This window comes from Rahnella ecdela (assembly GCF_019049625.1).
GTDB lineage: Bacteria > Pseudomonadota > Gammaproteobacteria > Enterobacterales > Enterobacteriaceae > Rahnella > Rahnella ecdela.
Genome location: NZ_JAFMOY010000133.1, coordinates 631807 through 651419 on the forward strand (window position 1 = coordinate 631807; position 19613 = coordinate 651419).

A 19613-nucleotide genomic window follows, 5' to 3' on the forward strand; every position below is an offset into this window, starting at 1 on the left:
CATATTCGTTCAGGTTGCTACTGTATATGTGGCCGATCTTTTCGATTTCAACAGCCCCATTTAACGGATTTCCCGACGGTAACAACTGCGGTTGGGAATAAGATGGGGCCATGCTGCTCAGCATCAAGGGGCAAAGTGAAAAAAAATCTTCAATTGCTGTTACGCCAGATCAATGTTTGCTGACGCAACCCTCCTTATGATGCCGCGCGCTTCCAGAGATATGTGGTTTTTTTACCCATTTCCAAGCGTTTATTCCCCCGATTATCAATTAATAATAATTCCGATACAGAGGATCTATGCACAGCAAACCCTTGGCAAATCCAGGCCCGCTCGGGCTGATGGGATTTGGTATGACCACAATCTTATTGAATTTACACAACGCAGGCTTTTTCCCGCTCACCGCAGTGATTGTGAGTATGGGCATTTTTTATGGTGGCCTGATTCAGATCCTCGCCGGGATGATGGAATTTAAAAAAGGGAACACGTTCGGCACGACCGCGTTCACTTCTTTCGGAGCCTTCTGGCTGAGCCTGGTTGGCATTCTGATGCTGCCACGCATGGGCATGGCTGACGCCAGCAGCGAAAGTTTCCTGGGCGCATACCTTGGTCTGTGGGGTGTTTTCACGTTATTCATGTTCTTTGGCACACTGAAAGCAAACCGCGGCCTTCAGGTTGTTTTCGGCAGCCTGACGATTTTGTTCGCCCTGCTGTGCTATGGAAATATGACCGGCAATGCCGCTGTACTTCATTTTGCTGGTTTTGAAGGGATCTTCTGTGGCACCAGTGCGATTTATCTGGCGATGGCTGAAGTGCTGAACGAACAGTATGGCCGTACTGTTTTGCCTGTCGGCGAGCCGAAAAAACAGGCTCCGCAGGTTGATGCAGTCGTTGCATAACTGTCATGCCTGAGACGAAAAAGCCCTGCATTGCAGGGCTTTTTTATGTCTGAAATACGCCTACTGGCCGGAAGCCACACCTTCGGCAAATTTCGCTTCTTTCGCCGCTTCACTGTTCAGGTCACGGCTCAGATAAATACCGGTCAACAATCCAATTGTGGAAAGTGCCAGTACATAATAAGCCGGAGCCATTGGCGTCAGGCGCATAATCAGCGTGACAAATACCGGTGTCAGGCCGCCAAAAATAGCGTAAGCCACATTGTATGAAAACGAAATGCCGGTAAAACGCACTTCCGCCGGGAAAGCCCGCACCATCACATACGGCACCGCACCCACCACGCCCACGCTCAGCCCGGCCAGCGCGTACATACCCATCAGCACCGACGCATCAGCCGCCACCATGTGATAGAACGACCAGGTGCAAATGCCGAGAAACAGACTGCCGAAGATAAAGGTTTTGCTGGCACCCAGACGATCCACAATGCTGCCAGAGATAATACACCCCAACATCAGCGTCACCGTGGCCAGGCAATTTGCCTGCAACGCCACAGCCGCCGGAATGCCAAACTGTTTCTGCAACCAGGTCGGCGTCATCAGAATAACAACCACGATGCCGGCGGAAAGCAGCCAGGTCATCAGCATCGAGACCACGATTTCTTTTTTGTGATTGGCGATAACGGCTTTAAGAGGCAATTCTTCCGCCAGCGCCTTTTGCGCTTTCATCTCGATAAAGACCGGCGTTTCCTGCAACCAGCGGCGCAGGTACATGGCGATCAGACCGAAAATTCCGCCAATAAAGAATGGAATACGCCAGCCATACTGACTGATTGTCGCCGGAGTCATACTGGTGTTCAGTAAAGTTGCCACCAGAGAACCAAGCAGGATCCCCAGCGTTAAACCTGCAGTCAGTGTCCCGCAGGCGAAACCAATGCGACTGCGCGGCACATGTTCAGCCACAAACACCCACGCGCCTGGCACTTCTCCGCCAATCGCCGCGCCCTGCAATACACGCATCAGCAATAACAGCAGCGGTGCAGCAATGCCAATCGAAGCGTAAGTCGGTAACAATCCCATCGCCAGCGTCGGCAATGCCATCAGCAGAATACTCAGGCTGAACATGCGCTTACGGCCAACTAAATCGCCGAAATGCGCCATGATAATGCCGCCCAGGGGACGTGCCAGATAACCGGCGGCGAAAATGCCAAAGGTCTGCACCTGACGCAGCCAGTCGGGCATGTTGACCGGGAAGAAGAGATCGCCAATCACCGCAGCGAAAAAGACGAAAATGATGAAGTCGTAGAATTCGAGGGCGCCACCCAGTGCAGCCAGGGACAGCGTTTTGAAGTCCTGCCGGTTCAACCGGCGTGATTGTGCGTGTTGCATAGGGATACCGTCAGACACCAGAGTGAAAATGAAAAAAGGTTTTGCCACCTCTTGTAAAGTAATTATTACTATAACGGCAAATAATTTTCACACCAGCGTGTCTGACGCGTAACTTCTCTAAATTTTGAAATCGCGGGGGATTCAGTTTTTTGTATCGCGGCGGGCACTTTTGGGACGAAAAGCTGCTACCACTTCATCATGTGTTTCGACGTAAGGTCCGTCGAGGAGCTGGATACAATAAGGCACGCTGGCAAAAATACCGGAAACAATCACCTTACCGTCGGTATCTTTCAGGCCTTCCAGCGTTTCCTGAATAGATTTTGGCTGGCCGGGTAAATTGAGGATCAGCGCCTGTTTGCGGATAACCCCCACCTGACGCGATAAAATCGCCGTCGGCACAAAGTGCAGGCTAATCTGGCGCATCTGTTCACCGAAGCCTGGCATTTCCCGATCGGCGACGGCCAGCGTAGCATCCGGGGTGACGTCACGACGTGCTGGTCCAGTTCCGCCGGTGGTCAGCACCAGATGACAGCCACTTTCATCGACCAGTTCACTGAGCGCCTGTTCAATCAGCGGCTGCTCATCAGGGATCAGTTTTGTTTCCAGTTTGTACGGTGTAATAAGCGCCTTTTCCAGCCACGCTTCCAGCGCCGGAATGCCTTTATCCTGATAAACACCGTTTGACGCGCGATCCGACACCGAGACCAGACCAATTCGCAATGTATTCATGCTATTTCTCCACAGCATTTTTCTTCGTAATTTGTCTCAGTATATCGGTAACGGGCCGGGGGTTTTATCACAGGCACAAAAAAAGCGGCAGATTAGCCGCTTTTTGTCGAAAACTGAGTGCTGATTACAGCAGATCAGAAATCATTTTTTCCAGTTTGCCCTGGTCGATTGCAAACTTACGGATGCCGTCAGCCAGTTTGTCGATAGCCATTGGATCCTGATTGTGTTCCCAATAGAACTGAGATTCAGTCAGTGGCGCAGGACGTGGTTTGGTTTCGCCGGAGAAGGACAGTTTGCGCTCCAGCGGGCCTTCGCTTTCTGCCAGCTCTTTGAGCAGCGCAGGGGCGATGGTCAGACGATCACAACCAGCCAGTTCGATGATTTCGCCGATGTTACGGAAGCTTGCGCCCATCACGACAGTTTCGTAGCCGTGTTGTTTGTAGTATTCGTAAATTTCGGTCACAGACACAACGCCCGGATCTTCATTCGGTGCGAACTCTTTCTTGTCGCCATTGGCTTTGTACCAGTCGAGGATACGGCCAACGAACGGAGAAATCAGGAACACGCCCGCTTCTGCACAAGCACGAGCCTGAGCGAAGGAGAACAGAAGGGTCAGGTTACAGTTGATGCCTTCTTTTTCCAGTTTTTCCGCAGCGCGGATACCCTGCCAGGTAGAAGCCAGTTTGATCAGGATACGGTCGTTGGTGATACCCGCATCGTTATACAGTTTGATCAGACGTTTAGCTTTAGCCACGCTCGCGTCAGTGTCGTAAGACAGACGGGCATCAACTTCTGTTGAAATGCGGCCAGGGACCAGTTTCAGAATTTCCAGACCGATGTTTACTGCCAGTTTGTCAGCGGCATCAGTGATCTGTTGATCGTGATCGCTGCTCTGGTCACGTGCCCAGGCGATTGCTTCGTCGATCAGTTTACGGTATTCAGGAATTTGCGCAGCGCTGAGGATCAGTGACGGGTTAGTGGTCGCATCCTGCGGCTGGTACAACTTCATTGCCGCGATATCTCCGGTGTCAGCAACAACCTGAGTCATTTGGCGTAGGGAAGTCAGTTTATCGGTCATTTTGGCATATCTCATCGTTTGGACGTTTTCGTATAGGCATTTTCATGCCTTGCCTTTGGCTGATGATAACATGCAAAAAGCCACGCGCAAGGCGCTTCTCGCGGCATGCTCGGCTACGAACATCTATGGATTTCTCACCTTCCAAAACACACAAATTCAGCCAAATTGCATATGTCACCAGTTTGATAAAAAAGGTATGTTAGCCATCCAAAGTGGTCATTGCCCTTAAGCCAATTAATAAAAACGATGAAGGGTAAATCAACCAAGGACAATTCATGAATGACTTGCTGGACTTTTTCGACACAATTCTCTGGAGCACGATCCTGATTTACCTGCTGTTTGGCAGCGGTATTTATCTCACTTTCCGTCTTGGTTTCATCCAGTTTCGCCGCTTCGGCCACCTCTTCTCTTCGTCCCTTTTTAAACGCAGTACCGATCCCCGCGGGACTTCACCCTGGCGCGTACTTTGCCTGAGCCTGGCCTCGCGCATCGGTACCGGTAATCTTACCGGCGTGACTATTGCCATTGTGCTCGGCGGACAGGGAGCCATTTTCTGGATGTGGATTATTACCGTGTTCAGCATGGCGACCGCGCTGATAGAAAACACGCTGGCGCAGATTTACAAAGGCACCGGTGCGCGTAACAAATTTCGCGGTGGCCCTGCGGATTACATGGAAAAAGGGCTGGGAATGCGCTGGATGGGGATTTTGTTCTCCTTCCTGATGGTGATTTCCTGCGGCTTTATTTTCAGCGCGTTACAGGCCAATTCTATTGCACAGGCCTCATTCCATCTTCTGCACGTTCCGGCGCTGACAACCGCCTGTATTTTAGCCGCACTGGTGGCGTTGCTGATTTTCGGTGGGATCCGCGCCGTCACCTGGCTGTCCAAATGGATGATCCCCCTGATGGCCTTCGCTTATTTACTGCTTGCCGTGTGGGTCATTGGCCACCATATCGACAAACTTCCACAGGTTTTCGCGCTGATTTTCAAAAGCGCTTTTGGCTTGCAGGAAGCCGCGTCCGGCGCGCTGGCGTATGGTGTGACTCAGGCGATAACGCAGGGTATGCAGCGTGGAGCGTTCGCCAGTGAAGCCGGGGTCGGTTCATCGCCAAATGTGGCGGCAATGGCGGCAGTCAGCCATCCGGCGGCATCAGGATTTAACCAGATGCTGGCGGTATTTATCGATACGGTGGTAATTTGCACGGCCACAGCGCTGATTATTTTAACGTCCGGCGCACTTGATATTCCCGGGGCTCCGACGGGAATTAGCCTGCTTCGTCTGGCCATCGACCCGACGATGCCCGGCTGGACCGCAGTTATTCTGGCAATACTGGTGTTCTCTTTCGCGTTCACCTCAATCGCCGGCAACTATGTCTATGCCGAAAACAATCTCAGTTTTGTCCATAGCGCCGCGCCGGTAAAGCTGCTGATTTTCCGGCTGATGGTGATTACGATGGTGTTCGGCGGCTGCCTGATGGAACTTCAGGCGCTCTGGAAGCTGGCCGATATCTTCATGGCGCTGATGGCCATACTCAATCTCACCGCCCTGCTGCTGCTTTCGGGCATCGCGATTAAAGTGGTTAAGGATTACGAGCGGCAGCGGCGGATGGGGAAAATCCCGGTCTTTAATCCGGACCACTATCCTGAATTACGCGGTCAGCTTGAGCCGGGCGTGTGGGATAAAACGTCTTCTCCGCGCTGATTTTCACCGTTTTTACCTATTGCTGTCATGCCCCCATCGCAGTGACTTTTTTGCTACAGTATGGCAACGAAAATTTCTGAATTTGAACCGTCACTGACCAACGGACGAGATTATGCTGACCATTATTTCACCTGCTAAAACGCTCGATTACGAAAGCCCGCTTGCGACAACGCGCTATACCCAACCGGAGCTGCTGGATAAATCCAGTCAGTTGATCACCGTGGCGCGTAAAATGTCCCCGGCGCAGATATCTTCACTGATGGGGATCAGCGATAAACTGGCCCATCTGAATGCCGAACGTTTCAATGACTGGCAGCCGGATTTCACGCCGAAAAATGCCCGTCAGGCGCTTCTGGCCTTTAAAGGTGATGTGTATACCGGCCTGCAGGCGGAAGATTTCAGTGAGAAAGATTTCGATTTTGCCCAAAAACATTTGCGTATGTTGTCGGGTTTATACGGTCTGCTGCGCCCGCTGGATTTGATGATGCCTTATCGTCTGGAAATGGGGATCCGTCTGGAAAACCCACAGGGCACTAATCTTTATGCCTTCTGGGGCGATTTACTGACCGAAAAACTGAACCTGTTACTCAGCGAGCAAAAAAGCAAAGTACTGGTCAACCTGGCGTCCGATGAATACTTCAAAGCCGTGAAACCGAAACTGCTGGATGGAGAAATCATCAAACCAGTTTTCCTCGACGAGAAGAATGGCAAATACAAAGTCATCAGCTTCTACGCCAAAAAAGCGCGTGGCCTGATGAGCCGCTTCATCATCAAAGAACGTCTGGATAAGCCGAAACAGTTGCAGGATTTCAATCTGGAAGGTTACGAATTTGATGAATCACGTTCGCAGGGCAATGAGCTGGTATTTACCCGCCCTGAACGCTGATTGTACTGAGCTGTAACATAAAAAAGCCCTCACAAAGAGGGCTTTTGCATTCCTGAATCAGCGTATTTATTCAGGCAGCGCCATCAGGAATGCACGCATTTCACTGAAATCAGCCGGTAGGTTGTGCGACAGCAAAGGCAGATCCGCGCGGTCAGCCAGTTCTTTTGGCAAACCGATGTCCTGATCCAAAATCGCTTCCACACTTTCCTTGAATTTCGCCGGATGCGCGGTGCCGATGAACAGGCCGAATTCGCCCGGTTGCAGCTGGTCACGCAGCACACGGTAAGCAATCGCCGCGTGAGGTTCAGAGATGTAACCGATATTCGCCAGCTCACGCATCGCATCTTCGGTGGTGTCATCGCTGACCGCGCCAAAGCCCAGATCTTTCAGCTGCCAGGTCTTACGGCGATACAGTTCTTCCACACGTGGCCAGTTATTTGGCTGGCTGACGTCCATCGCGTTCGACAGCGTCGCAACGGTTTTCTTCGGATCCCATTCCCCGTTAGACAGGAAACGCGGCACCGTGTCGTTGGCATTGGTCGCAGCAATAAAGCGTTTCACCGGCAGGCCGAGAGATTTCGCCAGCAGACCGGCTGTCAGATCCCCGAAGTTGCCGCTTGGCACGGAAATCACCAGCTGATTGCGCGCTTCCTGTGGCAGCTGAGCGACCGCTTCAAAGTAATAACAAATCTGCGCCAGCAGACGGCTGATATTGATGGAGTTCGCCGAGTTCAGCTTCAGCGCGTGTTTCAATTCTTCATCATCAAACGCCTGTTTGACCAGCGCCTGACAGGCATCAAAATCACCGTCGATAGCGACAGTGTGAATGTTACCGCCCAGCGTACAGAACAGTTTTTCCTGCAAAGGGCTGATTTTGCCACGTGGATACAGGATAACAACGCGAACATTTTTCAGGCCGTGGAAGGCGTGCGCTACTGCTGCACCGGTATCGCCGGACGTTGCCGTCAAAATGGTCACCGGCTGGTCGCCAGATACCTGAGTCAGGATCTGCGCCATGAAACGGCCACCGAAATCTTTAAAGGCCAAAGTCGGACCGTGGAACAGTTCCAGACAGGCAATGTCGTCTTCCACTTTGGCAACGGGTGCCGGGAAGGTAAACGCATTTTTAATGCGCTGATGTAATTCTTCTTCCGGGATTTCATCGCCGATGAAAGCAGAAAGAATACGGCTGCTGCGGGTGACGAAATCCAGTTCCAGCAAGCGGTCGATTTCAGTCAGTTCAAATTCCGGGAGATCCAGCGGGAAGAATAAACCCTGCTGTTTTCCAAGACCTTGTTTGACGGCCTGAGCAAAGCTGACCTGCTCGTTGTGATCCTTCAGGTTGTACAGTTTCATTAGTTATTCCAATAAATTATCGAGTTATCCCAATACCCGCGCGCCCGCGGTATCAAGACGACAAATATGAACAAAGCCTTCGTCATTTTGCAGATAATGCGTCTGCAACCAGTCAGCCATACGTTTCGCAGTTGCGCTGTCATTACAAACCGTAAACAGCGTCGGGCCGGAACCGGAAATCCCGCAAGCCAGCGCACCGATTTCTTCTGCGGCGCTGCGCGCTTCGGCAAAGCCCGGCAGCAAACGTGTACGGTAAGGTTCAGCAATCACATCTTTCATCAGTTTTGCCGCCAGCGCGGGTTGCTGCGTGTGGCAGGCATGAATAAAGCCCGCCAGATAGCGACCGTGACTGATGCAATCCTGACGGCGGTACTGCGCGGGCAAAATAGCGCGCGCTTCTGCCGTCGACACTTTGATGCCCGGATACGCCATCACCCACAGCCAGTCGTCAAAGCTCGGCACGTTCTGGCTGATGATATCGAGTTCTTCCAGCATCAGCTGAATACCGCCCAGATAGCATGGCGCAACATTATCGAAATGCACGCTGCCGGAAATACGCCCTTCCAGCTCACCCATCAGCAACAGCATCTGGTTTTCATTGAGCGGCTTACCGCAAAATTCATTCATCGCCATCAGACCAGCGACCACCGAACAGGCGCTGGAACCTAATCCCGAGCCGATCGGCATGTTTTTTTCCAGCGTCATCGCCACCGGAACTTCCTTGCCGATTTCCTGACAGAAACGTTGCCAGCACTGATAAACGATATTGTCCTCCATGCGGTCAGGCAGTTTGGAGACAAACTTGCCTTCGTTTTTCAGGCTAAATTCTGAGGCCGCTTCAACAGAAACGCAGTCACCGAGCAGCGTGCCATCAACCGGAGACACGGCCGCGCCCAGAACGTCAAAACCTACGCTGACGTTCCCGATTGAAGCCGGGGCATACACCTTAACCATATTAAACTCCTAACTTCCATGACAGCGTTCTCAAAAGATCGGCAAACACACCTGCCGCCGTCACATCATTCCCGGCACCGTAACCACGCAGAACTAACGGCAACGGCTGATAATAGCGGCTGTAAAACGCCAGCGCATTCTCACCATTTTTTACTTTATATAGCGGGTCATTACCATCGACAGCGTCGATTTTTACCTTGCACTGACCGTCTTCGATAGCCCCGACATAACGCAATACTTTGCCTGCGGCAGTGGCTTCGGCCACCCGCTGAGCAAACTCCGCGTCCAGTTCCGGCAGACGCGCGACAAAATCACTCACATTGCCTTCACTGTTGAAAGAAGCCGGTAAAACAGATTCCACATCGATATCTGACAGCTCAAGTTTGTAACCCGCTTCACGGGCAAGGATCAGCAGCTTACGCGCCACGTCCATACCAGAAAGATCATCACGTGGATCCGGTTCGGTATAGCCCATTTCCTTCGCCTGCAAGGTCGCGGCTGACAGGGACATGCCTTCGTCCAGCTTACCAAAGATGAAGGACAGCGAACCGGAAAGGATACCGGAGAAACGGAGCAGTTCATCACCTGCATTCAGCAGGTTTTGCAGGTTCTCGATAACCGGTAATCCCGCGCCGACGTTAGTGTCGTAAAGGAACTTACGGCGTGAACCATCCGCCGCTTTACGCAACTGATGGTAGTAATTCATTGACGAGGTGTTGGCCTTTTTGTTTGGCGTAACCACATGGAAACCATCGGCGAGGAAATCAGCGTACTGATCGGCAACTTCCTGGCTCGACGTGCAGTCAACGATCACCGGATTCAGCAGGTGATATTCTTTCACCAGACGGATCAGACGCCCCAGGTTCAGTGGTTCTTTCGCAGCAGCCAGCTCATCGCGCCAGGTTTCGAGCGCAATACCGTGAACGTTAGTCAGTAACGCACGGGAATTGGCGATGCCGCATACGCGCAGATCGATGTGTTTGGTTTTCAGCCACTGCTGCTGACGGCGGATCTGTTCGATCAACGCCCCGCCCACGCCGCCGACGCCTATCAGGAACACTTCGATTACCTGATCGGTGTTGAACAGCATCTGATGGCTGACGCGCACACCGGTGGTCGCATCGTCATTATTGACGACAACGGAAATAGATCGTTCGGAAGAGCCCTGAGCAATCGCGACGATATTGATGTTGGCGCGGGCCAGCGCCGAGAAGAATTTCGCCGAGATACCGCGCAGCGTACGCATACCATCGCCGACGACGGAAATGACCGCCAGTTTTTCCATCACGTCCAGCGGCTCGAGCAGGCCGTCTTTCAGCTCAAGATAGAACTCGTCTTCCAGCGCTTTACGGGCGCGTTGCAGCTCGCTTTGCGGTACACAGAAACTGATGCTGTATTCGGAAGAAGACTGGGTGATCAACACGACAGAAATGCCGGAGCGGGACATCACGGCAAATACGCGCGCCGCCATGCCGATCATCCCTTTCATTCCCGGACCGGAAACGTTGATCATCGCCATGTTATTCAGATTGGTGATGCCTTTTACCGGCGTGCTGTCATCAAGACTTTCGCTACCAATCAGCGTACCTGGCGCCTGCGGGTTAGTGGTGTTTTTAATCAGGCAGGGGATTTGGAACTGGGCAATCGGCAGGATGGTACGCGGGTGAAGGACTTTCGCGCCAAAATACGAAAGCTCCATCGCTTCCTGATATGACATCGATTTCAGTAAGCGGGCATCCGGCACAGTCCGCGGGTCACAGGTATAAACGCCGTCGACGTCGGTCCAGATTTCACAGCAGTCCGCGCGTAAACAGGCGGCCAGCACGGCAGCTGAATAGTCGGATCCGTTACGGCCCAGCACCACCAGTTCGCCTTTTTCGTTACCGGCAGTGAAACCGGCCATCAGCACAATGTGATCGGCGGGAATGGCGCTGGCGGCGATACGGCGGGTGGATTCGTTGATATCCACGGTGGATTCGAGGTAATGCCCCTGCGCAAGCAGCTTTTCAACCGGATTGATGACGGTGACGCCAAAACCTTTCGCCAGAAATACGGCTTCCATGATGGCGATAGAGAGCTTCTCGCCACGACAGATAATGGAGGCGTTCACACTATCAGGGCATTGGCCCAGCAGGGTAATACCGTGCATCAGTTGTTTGAGCTGAGCGAACTCCTGATCGACAAACGCTTTCACTTTCGGTAAATCAAAGCCCGGCTGCGCTGCTGCCAGACCGGTGATCAGCTGACCAAAAATGTTTTCTGCATCGCTCATGATGGTCTGAATGTCCTGTCCTGCGACAGTTCGCTCAATCATGGCAACCAGATAGTTGGTAATTTTGGCAGGCGCGGATAATACCGTTGCGACCTGTCCCTGACGCGCATTGCTTTCCATAATGTCCGCAACCCGCAAGAAGCGTTCTGCGTTTGCTACCGAGGTCCCGCCAAATTTCAACACTCGCATTTCTGGTTCTCTCCTGAAGCTCTCGTTTAAATGTAAAAAAAAAGCCCGCACTGGTTAGGTGCGGGCTTTTTTTCTTTTTCCTGTACGCGTCAGCCCGCCCCGTTACCTGTGGTATCGGTGGTGGTAATAATTGTTGTATTCAGGCTGATGATTCGCATTTTTATTTTCTGTCTGTCTTAGGGTTTGTACTCTGTCTGCCTCTATTAGCTAAAGCATAAGGCACAACAAGTCAATTTTTTTCTGTTTTTGACCGGTTAGTCACGGACAAAATCAACTGTATAATTCTCTGCCATTAAAACCCTTTCCAGTGCGATCGCCAACTCTGCTCCTTTCACACCGGATATCGAACTGTTCAGGCAGAGAATCCCCTCACATCATGAGGTCAGCTTTTTTTCGATGTCATGCAGCAAAGTATGTAGCATCGCGGCATCCCGCTGCTGTAAAAGACCGAGGCGCTGATGCAGCCAGTCGGCCAATTTCTGGTCATCTTCTGCTCCGACATTTTGCAGTAAACGCCCGACTCTGGCACGCAAAGCTGAAAGCTGCCCGGCTTCGGCAGTTTCAGGTTTTGCCGACGTCACCTGATTCAGAGAAGAGAGCTGATAACAGAAGACCATCACCGCCTGCCCCAGATTGAGCGAGGGATAATCTGCCATCATCGGTACGCCGGTCAGCACATCCGCCAGTTCGAGCTCCTCGTTCGTCAGTCCGGAATCTTCACGACCAAACACCAGCGCAGCATTATTCACCCACTGGCTCTTTTCTTCGAGCTGCACCTGCAATTCCTGAGGCGTGCAGTAATAGTGAAATTTAGCCCGGCTGCGGGCGGTGGTGGCTATCGTAAAATCAATGTCCGCCAGCGCTTCGGCCAGGGTATTGAAATGGAGCGCATTTTGCAGGATCTCCTGCGAACCGTGCGCCACCCAGCCAGCTTCCGGCTTGAGATGCGCCTCGCTGTCGACAATACGCAACGATGCGAAGCCCATGGTTTTCATTGCACGGGCTGCCGCACCGACATTTTCCGGGCGAGCCGGGGAAACTAAAATAATATGAAGTTGCATGTCGGGCCTTTGCAAAGGGGGAAAGAAATTGCCGTCCGTATTTAAGCGATGAAATTTCACCCTGTTCCAAATCTATTCATGGCTTATATTCTTCACAAGAACTTAACAGTCGGCTCGGTATATTCCTTTATTTTATCGGAAAACGTTACCCTGCAGGTAAAAAAGGTGCTGGCCCGATTAAGCCAACACGAAGGAAAAATTTATCATTATTTTTCATATGGATATATAATAAGGAATCATCACGATTTTGCATTTATCTTTCGATTCTTAATCATTTGCTGAATCGTGTACAATAAATGCCGAAATGTGACTCAAGCGTGCATTCTTGTAAGTGTTTTTCACTGTTCTGTTACCGTGCTACAATTGAACTTGATATATGTCAACAAACCGTAATTTTGTTGAGTGGTAATTTCGGCACTCGCTGTTATATTGCTGTTAATAGGGTTAGGATATGCGCCGCTTTAGGACCCCGTGGAACTGCAGAAAGTGGAATCCCTGACCGAGCTTGCGATGTTGTTGTCGTTGATGGAAATTGCATCGAGAACGCGTTTACGTACTTTAGTCATGTAACGAGTGAGATGTCCAAAAAGGCATCAAAATTCTTTGGGATAACAAGGACTTCTGTACTCCTATTTTCTATTTGTTGGCAATCTTAGGTAGCAATCATGCAGACCCCTCACATTCTGATCGTCGAAGACGAGTTAGTGACACGTAATACGTTAAAGAGCATTTTTGAAGCAGAAGGCTACATGGTACATGAAGCTAATGATGGCGCAGAAATGCACCACATTCTGTCCGAAAATGACATCAATCTGGTTATCATGGACATCAATCTGCCAGGCAAAAACGGCCTGCTGCTGGCACGCGAATTACGCGAACAAGCCAGTGTTGCTCTGATGTTCCTGACCGGCCGCGACAACGAAGTTGATAAAATTCTGGGTCTGGAAATCGGCGCTGATGATTACATCACAAAGCCGTTCAACCCTCGCGAACTGACTATCCGCGCACGCAACCTGCTGTCCCGCACTATGAATCTGGGCACGACCGGCGAAGAACGTCGTCTGGTTGAAAGCTACAAATTCAATGGCTGGGAACTCGACATCAACAGCCGTTCGCTGGTGAGCCCTCAAGGCGAGCAGTACAAGTTACCGCGCAGCGAATTCCGCGCCATGCTGCACTTCTGCGAAAACCCGGGCAAAATTCAAACCCGTGGCGATTTACTGAAGAAAATGACCGGCCGTGAGCTGAAGCCGCATGACCGTACCGTTGACGTCACCATCCGTCGCATCCGTAAACATTTCGAAGCGACGCCTGACACCCCTGAAATCATCGCCACCATTCATGGCGAAGGCTATCGTTTCTGCGGTGATCTGGAAGACTGATACAGAAGGTTGCCAACCGCACTGTATCCGGTGAAACGGTACCCGCTAAAAAGAAACATCAAAGGCCAGCGAAAGCTGGCCTTTTGTTTTGTGCGTACTGCGGAGAAATCAGGGAGCGGCGTGCGCCCACGGAATAATCGGCACGGCGCTCAGTGCGTTTTTCGGTGAACCATCCACGACTTTATCGGAATAGCTCAGGTAGATAAGCGCGTTACGTTTCTCATCATAAAAACGGACCACCTGCAGTTTTTTAAATACCAGCGATGTGCGTTTCTGAAAAACAACGATTCCCTTGTCTTTGCCTTGCTTAATCTTATCGCTCAGCTCAATCGGGCCCACCTGCTGACACGAAATCGCCGCATCGGCAGTATCTTCTGCAAGACCTAAACCGCCCTTAATGCCGCCGGTTTTCGCACGGCTGATATAACAAGTTACATTTTTAATATCAGGATCATCAAAAGCCTCGACGACAATCTTGTGGTCGGGACCGAAGAGTTTGAAGACGGTATCAACCGAACCGACCTGCTCTGCATGCGCTGCTGTAGAACAAAAAGCAAACATCGAAAAAACAAAAATCCAACATCTATTCATTAAGTTACTCCACGTCATCAGCATGACGTTGTTTTCTAAAGAAACCCTACAGGGAAAGCGTGTATTCACACTTTCGGAATGAAATACTCTGTAACACACGCAAATAGCACAGATAGCCAAAAAATTCTTAGGAAGTCTTATCGGTAAAAAGTTGCTATTATGCCGCCCATCATTCTGTGCATTTATCTTAGTTCAACGAGGACGATCTATGGATCAAGCAGGAATCATTCGTGACCTTCTTAGCTGGTTAGAAACCCATTTAGACCAGCCCTTGTCACTCGACAATGTTGCAGCCAAGGCCGGCTATTCCAAATGGCACCTGCAGCGCATGTTTAAAGATGTCACTAATAATGCCATTGGCGCTTATATTCGTGCCCGCCGTCTTTCGAAAGCGGCTGTCGCTTTGCGTCTCACCAGTCGACCGATTTTAGATATCGCCCTTCAGTATCGTTTTGATTCGCAACAAACATTTACCCGGGCATTCAAAAAACAATTTGCACAAACTCCGGCACTGTATCGTCGTGCTGAAGACTGGCATTCATTCGGGATTTGTCCTCCAATCCGTCTGGGCGCGTTTATTCTGCCGCAGCCCGAATATATCTCACTGCCGGAACAGCATCTGGTCGGGATGACACAAAGTTACGCCTGTACGCTGGAGCAAATCACCACATACCGTAACGAGATGCGTCGTCATTTCTGGCGTCAGTATATTGGTGAAGCGAAAACGTTGCCGCCAATTCTTTATGGCCTGCACCATTCGCGTCCAAGCCAGGAAAAAGATGACGAGCAGGAAGTATTGTACACGACCGCGCTGGAAGCTCAGCACTTGCCGGAAAATGTTGAAGGTCAGCCGATTGTCTTGCAGCACGGCGAATACGCCATGTTCCATTACAATGGTACGCCGGAGCATTTACAGGAATTCATTCTGACGTTGTACAGCACGTGTCTGCCAACATTGAAACTGACCCGCAGAAAGGGACAGGATATCGAACGCTTTTACACGAATGGCCGTGCTCCGGGCACCGCGCCAACCGAAATACAGTGTGATTACCTGATCCCAATCCGCCGCTAACGCCTTCTGGCGTTAGCGTTGCAATTCGTCTAACGCGGGCAGTTCCAGATGTGAGACATCGCCCGCCGTTTCCACAATCCAGCCATTCGCCAGCCAGGCACTTTGCTGATGATCGACACGCGAAAGTGAACAGTTGCGCAGGCGCAGACGACGTTCCGCATAAGCCGGCAGCCCGAGGATCGTACTGATCAGGCAACCCAGCGCGATGCCATGACTCACCAGCAAAGGCTTGCTTCCTTCAGGTAAATCCAGGCAGCTGTCGAGTGCCGCACGCATACGCGCAGCCAGCTCCGTCATCGTTTCACCTTCAGGAATACGCCCTTGTGGTGAACCATCGACCATCTGCTTACGCCACACTTCTTCCTGCTCTGTCAGGCCGTCCAGAATTCGTTCTTCCAGCACGCCCATATGTAATTCGCGTAAACGCGGCTCATTGATCACTTCACACCCGCAGGCATCAGCGATAATCTGCGCCGTGTGGCGGGTACGTCCTAAATCACTGGTGATGACGTGGGTGATCCCTTCATTACGCACACGTTCAGCAACCTGACGAGCCTGATAAAGACCTTTGGCCGTCAGAGGGCTGTCTGATTGCCCCTGAATACGACGTGCGGCGTTCCATTCTGTTTCGCCGTGACGGACGAGATATACCTGTAACATGAGTGTTTTCCGTTATACTGCGTGAAATTTGCTAAAGGATGCTAAAACTCTATGTACCATGTTGTCGCTGCAACCACTAACCCGGCAAAGATCAAAGCTATCGCCCTGGCTTTTGAAGATATTTTCGGCGCTGAGGCATTCCGCATTGAAGGCGTTGACGTCGACAGTGGTGTTCCCAATCAACCCATCGGCAGTAATGAAACCCGTACCGGCGCGCGCCATCGCGTGATCGGCGCCCGCCAGGTTCGCCCCGAGGCAGACTTCTGGGTCGGCGTGGAAGCGGGTGTCGAAGACAATATGACCTTCGCCTGGATGGTGATTGAGAATATGCACCAGCGCGGTGAATCCCGTTCAGCGAGCCTGATGTTACCTGAAATTATTTTACAAGGAATTAACCAGGGCAGCGAACTGGGAGATGAAATGGAAAAACTGACGGGTATCGCGGAAGTAAAACGTAAAGGCGGCGCTATCGGAATCTTTACAGCAGGAAAATTGACCCGCACCAGCGTTTATCATCAGGCGCTGGTACTGGCTTTAGCGCCTTTCCATAATTCGGTGTATCAGGTCAGAACCCAAACGCACTAAAATATCACACGGTTCAGACGTTAACGGACGCATCAGCCGTCCGTTTTATCTGTCAGAAGCTGCTCACTCAGCCATTCTTTAAGTTCAGCCGGGGCCGTTTTCAGCCCATTCGAACCACGGGTTATCGTGGCAATACCCGCACCCAGCTGGGTTTTCAGCTCACGCTGACTCAACTCTCCGCGCATCAGTTCCTGAATAATCCGCACCCGCGTACCCAGCGCCGCGCGTTCGTCGGGCGTAAGCAGCAGTTGCAGCAAATCCTGATGCAAATTTTCAGCAAAAGATTGCTGCAGCAATGCCAGAAAGCATTGCCAGTCCTCATTGCCTTGTTGGGAAAGAGCAGGGTCATTGATTGGTCGTTGGGTCATGATGGCTGCCATACTATTAAACTAGTACAGCAGCTTATCATAAACGACGCGGGATCAGTAACGCCTCTGCCATTCGGCATCCGTCAAAATCTTGGCGGGTTGATGTAAAAAATAACGATAAAACGCATCATATGCCAACACATTTTTAACATATCGACGAGTTTCAGAGAAAGGGATACTCTCGATGAACGCCACTGAATCCACCCTGCCCGCGCTGTTACCCAGCCAGGTATTCACGCGTGAAGGCCCGGCGTTATAAGCGGCGCTGGACAAAATACGGTTGCGGCCAAACATCTGGTAGACATATTCCAGATAGCTTGTGCCGATCGTAATGTTCATCTGCGGATCCAAAAGCTGTCCCGGATTGCTGTACCCCTGTAAGCCAAACATCTCCACGGTATGCTGCGCAGTCGCAGGCATCACCTGCATCAGACCGGCAGCGCCCACCGGCGAACGGGCTTTCGGATTCCACGCACTTTCCTGACGCGCAATCGCCATCGCGTAGCTTTGCGTGATGCCTTTATCGTTGGTCGCGCGACGGAATTCATCCGGCCAGGCCAGCGGGAAGCGTTCTTCGAGGTAATCCCAAAGCTTGCCGGTAATGGTCGCCTGCACACTGAGATCTGGCCATTTTTGCTCGAATGCGTAACGCGCCAGCGCCGACTGCTGAGATTCCGTGCGGCTGCTGACCAGATAACTCCACTCGGTGCGCGCCAGATTGTCCATCTGCCAGTACATCAGCTCGCGAACGCGGGCGACTTCCGGTAATTTCGCAATGCTGGCGTCAGGTTTCGCGGCCACAGAAATCTGCATCGGATAAGCGACATTCAGCTTTTGCGCCGCCGCCATCGGATAGAATCCCCGCCCTTTCATTAATGTGCGCAGCATCGCTTCACCCTGCGAGCGCTGACCGTTGTCGATCATCACTGACGCACGCCAGTATTGCCATTCGTCCTGTTGCAGGGCATCCGGCGGCAACCGTTGCAGCCACTGATTCAGGCCCTGACGATCGCCCGCCGCCAGCGCCATACGGATACGGCGTTCAACAAGCGTCGTGGAATGGCTGCGCAGAATAACGTTATCGCGCCATGCGGACTGTTCCGGCGTGGCGTCGCTGCCCATATAACGCCAGGCAACGGTTTCTTCCAGATCCAGCCGTTCGCTGTCGCTCATCTTCTGCAAACGCGCGAGAACCGGGATCATCGAACGGGCGTTTTCGGCATCATCGCGGGCAATTCGCGCGAACGTAATGCTGGTGGCGTTACGGGTAAAATCGGTCGGTCCGACGTTGCGTGCAAAGCTTTCAAGCGTATTAGGATTATTTTGCAGATCGACCAGCGCATCGCGCATGGTCTGATAATCCGGCGGCAACTGTTTGGCCAGATAACTAACCAGACTGGTGTTCCCGGCTTTCATCGCCAGACCAATACGTTGCAGCGTGGTCAGCGCGGTCTGATTACCCGCGCCCTGCCAGACCGAAAATAATTTGTCGCAGGTATTGGGCAGCGATGTGCCAGTTAACCAGATATCTTTCGCGCCATCGAACGCGGTTTTCTGATCGCCGGTCGCCCATTTTGCGTAATAGTAGTTACAGCGCGCCGCTACCGGTTTTGGCGGTTGCGGGCTATATGAAAGCAAACTGTTCCAGTCCTGACGCCGCGCCAGTTCATTCACGAAGCGGGCTGGCAGGGAACGCGCCGGTGGCAAGGTCGGGTTCGCTTTCACAAACGCGTTGACCTGCGCCGGTGTCGCGTCACCCAGATCCTGCGTCAGCTGGCGGTATTCCAGATAAGGATAAAGAGGATAGTCTTCCAGCGTCGGCATCAGCTGGCTGACAACGTCCATCTGGTTGTTATCCCACGCCTGTTTAATTTGCATATAGTGCTGGCGCTGTGCGTCCAGCGAGTCAGCGTTCGCCACGCCCGATACTGTCACCAGCAACATGCTCAGTGCCAGAGAGTGCCATTTGTCCACCTTGACCATACTTACCTTTATCCTCACGGGTTGTGCCGAAACTGTTCTGCATTGTGTAGACAGCCACTACGCTAATCGATTCATTTTTAAAATTGAAGCGATGCGGGGACAGCATCACAAACTTTACACAGTGTGGTGCAAGCGTCCGGCAGTTACCAGACGATGGCAGATCTATTTTCTGTCACAGAAAGTAGAGGTAAGAATAATTTTGACGTGCGTTATACCCGCAGCTATTTAGCGGGTATTCTCCCCTCAATAGCAAGTAGACAGTCCCCTTGCAATTACAGATAAAATAACCACACTGACAAAACTCAGCTTTATTTACATCAATTTACTCAGATAACTAATTCCTAAACAAACCTTAAATGACTGGTTAATAATACGCAAATTCCTAATTCAAGCAATACTATGTATTTAAACGGTTTTTATTATCAATATCAATGTAAAAAAGTATTTATTGGCTCAGATCAACTT

Annotated in this window: 18 protein-coding genes and 1 other annotated feature; of the genes, 6 read left to right on the top strand and 12 right to left on the bottom strand. The window is 51.6% G+C overall.

All coding sequences use genetic code 11. The features are described from left to right. Nucleotides 1-296: 296 nt before the first annotated feature. Nucleotides 297-896, top strand: a complete 600-nt coding sequence (satP, locus tag J1784_RS26165) for an acetate uptake transporter (protein ID WP_217151598.1) — start codon at nt 297-299, stop codon at nt 894-896. A gap of 60 nt (nt 897-956) precedes the next feature. On the opposite strand, the gene J1784_RS26170 is transcribed toward satP, so the two are convergent. From J1784_RS26170 to tal, 3 genes are all read right to left on the bottom strand, one after another. Further along, a complete protein-coding gene (locus J1784_RS26170; protein WP_217151599.1) occupies nt 957-2279 on the bottom strand; it encodes an MFS transporter in 1323 nt (440 codons plus the stop codon). Between the two features lie 141 nt (nt 2280-2420). After that, a complete protein-coding gene (mog, locus tag J1784_RS26175) occupies nt 2421-3008 on the bottom strand; it encodes a molybdopterin adenylyltransferase (protein WP_217151600.1) in 588 nt (195 codons plus the stop codon). A gap of 124 nt (nt 3009-3132) precedes the next feature. After that, the gene (gene tal / locus J1784_RS26180) at nt 3133-4086 is read right to left on the bottom strand and encodes a transaldolase (protein WP_217151601.1); all 954 of its coding nucleotides are present in this window, start codon (nt 4084-4086) and stop codon (nt 3133-3135) included. Nucleotides 4087-4361: 275 nt separating this feature from the next. Here tal and J1784_RS26185 point away from each other — a divergent pair, with 275 nt between their 5' ends. Together J1784_RS26185 and yaaA are read left to right on the top strand one after the other, a co-directional pair. Further along, a complete protein-coding gene (locus J1784_RS26185; RefSeq protein WP_217151602.1) occupies nt 4362-5789 on the top strand; it encodes an alanine/glycine:cation symporter family protein in 1428 nt (475 codons plus the stop codon). Nucleotides 5790-5901: 112 nt separating this feature from the next. Next, on the top strand, nt 5902-6675 hold the full coding sequence (yaaA, locus tag J1784_RS26190) for a peroxide stress protein YaaA (RefSeq protein ID WP_217151603.1): 774 nt from the start codon (nt 5902-5904) through the stop codon (nt 6673-6675). A gap of 66 nt (nt 6676-6741) precedes the next feature. Here yaaA and thrC read toward each other — a convergent pair whose 3' ends face one another. The 5 genes from thrC to J1784_RS26215 all read right to left on the bottom strand — a co-directional run bounded on the left by thrC (nt 6742) and on the right by J1784_RS26215 (nt 12507). Further along, nucleotides 6742-8031 carry a threonine synthase gene (thrC, locus tag J1784_RS26195; protein ID WP_217151604.1) on the bottom strand — a complete coding sequence of 430 codons (1290 nt, stop codon included), beginning with the start codon at nt 8029-8031 and terminating at the stop codon, nt 6742-6744. 24 nt (nt 8032-8055) lie between these two features. Beyond that, nucleotides 8056-8985, bottom strand: coding sequence for a homoserine kinase (gene thrB / locus J1784_RS26200; protein ID WP_217151605.1), 930 nt, complete (start codon nt 8983-8985; stop codon nt 8056-8058). Nucleotide 8986: 1 nt separating this feature from the next. Further along, nucleotides 8987-11446, bottom strand: a complete 2460-nt coding sequence (gene thrA, locus J1784_RS26205) for a bifunctional aspartate kinase/homoserine dehydrogenase I (RefSeq protein WP_217151606.1) — start codon at nt 11444-11446, stop codon at nt 8987-8989. Nucleotides 11447-11480: 34 nt separating this feature from the next. Further along, nucleotides 11481-11597, bottom strand: a sequence feature (Thr leader region). Then, the gene (thrL, locus tag J1784_RS26210) at nt 11536-11604 is read right to left on the bottom strand and encodes a thr operon leader peptide (protein ID WP_071823645.1); all 69 of its coding nucleotides are present in this window, start codon (nt 11602-11604) and stop codon (nt 11536-11538) included. It overlaps the preceding feature by 62 nt. 216 nt (nt 11605-11820) lie before the next feature. Continuing rightward, nucleotides 11821-12507, bottom strand: coding sequence for a tRNA/rRNA methyltransferase (locus J1784_RS26215; RefSeq protein WP_217151607.1), 687 nt, complete (start codon nt 12505-12507; stop codon nt 11821-11823). A gap of 665 nt (nt 12508-13172) precedes the next feature. On the opposite strand from J1784_RS26215, the gene arcA reads away from it, so the two are divergent. Next, nucleotides 13173-13889, top strand: a complete 717-nt coding sequence (gene arcA / locus J1784_RS26220; RefSeq protein WP_112168192.1) for a two-component system response regulator ArcA — start codon at nt 13173-13175, stop codon at nt 13887-13889. Between the two features lie 108 nt (nt 13890-13997). Here arcA and creA read toward each other — a convergent pair whose 3' ends face one another. After that, a complete protein-coding gene (creA, locus tag J1784_RS26225; protein WP_217151647.1) occupies nt 13998-14480 on the bottom strand; it encodes a protein CreA in 483 nt (160 codons plus the stop codon). Between the two features lie 208 nt (nt 14481-14688). Here creA and robA point away from each other — a divergent pair, with 208 nt between their 5' ends. Beyond that, complete coding sequence (gene robA, locus J1784_RS26230) at nt 14689-15552, top strand: MDR efflux pump AcrAB transcriptional activator RobA (RefSeq protein ID WP_120508004.1); 864 nt, start codon at nt 14689-14691, stop codon at nt 15550-15552. A 12-nt stretch (nt 15553-15564) separates the two neighbouring features. Here the strand turns inward: robA and gpmB are convergent, their stop codons facing one another. Further along, entirely contained in the window at nt 15565-16212 is a 648-nt protein-coding gene (gene gpmB, locus J1784_RS26235; protein WP_217151608.1) for a 2,3-diphosphoglycerate-dependent phosphoglycerate mutase GpmB, read from the bottom strand. Between the two features lie 51 nt (nt 16213-16263). Between gpmB and yjjX the strand changes: the two genes are divergently transcribed. Next, entirely contained in the window at nt 16264-16797 is a 534-nt protein-coding gene (yjjX, locus tag J1784_RS26240) for an inosine/xanthosine triphosphatase (protein WP_217151609.1), read from the top strand. Between the two features lie 32 nt (nt 16798-16829). On the opposite strand, the gene trpR is transcribed toward yjjX, so the two are convergent. Continuing rightward, a complete protein-coding gene (trpR, locus tag J1784_RS26245; RefSeq protein WP_217151610.1) occupies nt 16830-17165 on the bottom strand; it encodes a trp operon repressor in 336 nt (111 codons plus the stop codon). A gap of 54 nt (nt 17166-17219) precedes the next feature. Further along, complete coding sequence (gene sltY, locus J1784_RS26250; protein ID WP_217151611.1) at nt 17220-19148, bottom strand: murein transglycosylase; 1929 nt, start codon at nt 19146-19148, stop codon at nt 17220-17222. Between the last annotated feature and the right edge of the window lie 465 nt (nt 19149-19613).

Coding starts and splice junctions, on each gene's coding strand:
- satP (WP_217151598.1), top strand. CDS start 297: ATGCACAGCAAACCCTTGGCAAATCCAGGCCCGCTCGGGCTGATGGGA.
- J1784_RS26170 (WP_217151599.1), bottom strand. CDS start 2,279: ATGCAACACGCACAATCACGCCGGTTGAACCGGCAGGACTTCAAAACG.
- mog (WP_217151600.1), bottom strand. CDS start 3,008: ATGAATACATTGCGAATTGGTCTGGTCTCGGTGTCGGATCGCGCGTCA.
- tal (WP_217151601.1), bottom strand. CDS start 4,086: ATGACCGATAAACTGACTTCCCTACGCCAAATGACTCAGGTTGTTGCT.
- J1784_RS26185 (WP_217151602.1), top strand. CDS start 4,362: ATGAATGACTTGCTGGACTTTTTCGACACAATTCTCTGGAGCACGATC.
- yaaA (WP_217151603.1), top strand. CDS start 5,902: ATGCTGACCATTATTTCACCTGCTAAAACGCTCGATTACGAAAGCCCG.
- thrC (WP_217151604.1), bottom strand. CDS start 8,031: ATGAAACTGTACAACCTGAAGGATCACAACGAGCAGGTCAGCTTTGCT.
- thrB (WP_217151605.1), bottom strand. CDS start 8,985: ATGGTTAAGGTGTATGCCCCGGCTTCAATCGGGAACGTCAGCGTAGGT.
- thrA (WP_217151606.1), bottom strand. CDS start 11,446: ATGCGAGTGTTGAAATTTGGCGGGACCTCGGTAGCAAACGCAGAACGC.
- J1784_RS26215 (WP_217151607.1), bottom strand. CDS start 12,507: ATGCAACTTCATATTATTTTAGTTTCCCCGGCTCGCCCGGAAAATGTC.
- arcA (WP_112168192.1), top strand. CDS start 13,173: ATGCAGACCCCTCACATTCTGATCGTCGAAGACGAGTTAGTGACACGT.
- creA (WP_217151647.1), bottom strand. CDS start 14,480: ATGAATAGATGTTGGATTTTTGTTTTTTCGATGTTTGCTTTTTGTTCT.
- robA (WP_120508004.1), top strand. CDS start 14,689: ATGGATCAAGCAGGAATCATTCGTGACCTTCTTAGCTGGTTAGAAACC.
- gpmB (WP_217151608.1), bottom strand. CDS start 16,212: ATGTTACAGGTATATCTCGTCCGTCACGGCGAAACAGAATGGAACGCC.
- yjjX (WP_217151609.1), top strand. CDS start 16,264: ATGTACCATGTTGTCGCTGCAACCACTAACCCGGCAAAGATCAAAGCT.
- trpR (WP_217151610.1), bottom strand. CDS start 17,165: ATGACCCAACGACCAATCAATGACCCTGCTCTTTCCCAACAAGGCAAT.
- sltY (WP_217151611.1), bottom strand. CDS start 19,148: ATGGTCAAGGTGGACAAATGGCACTCTCTGGCACTGAGCATGTTGCTG.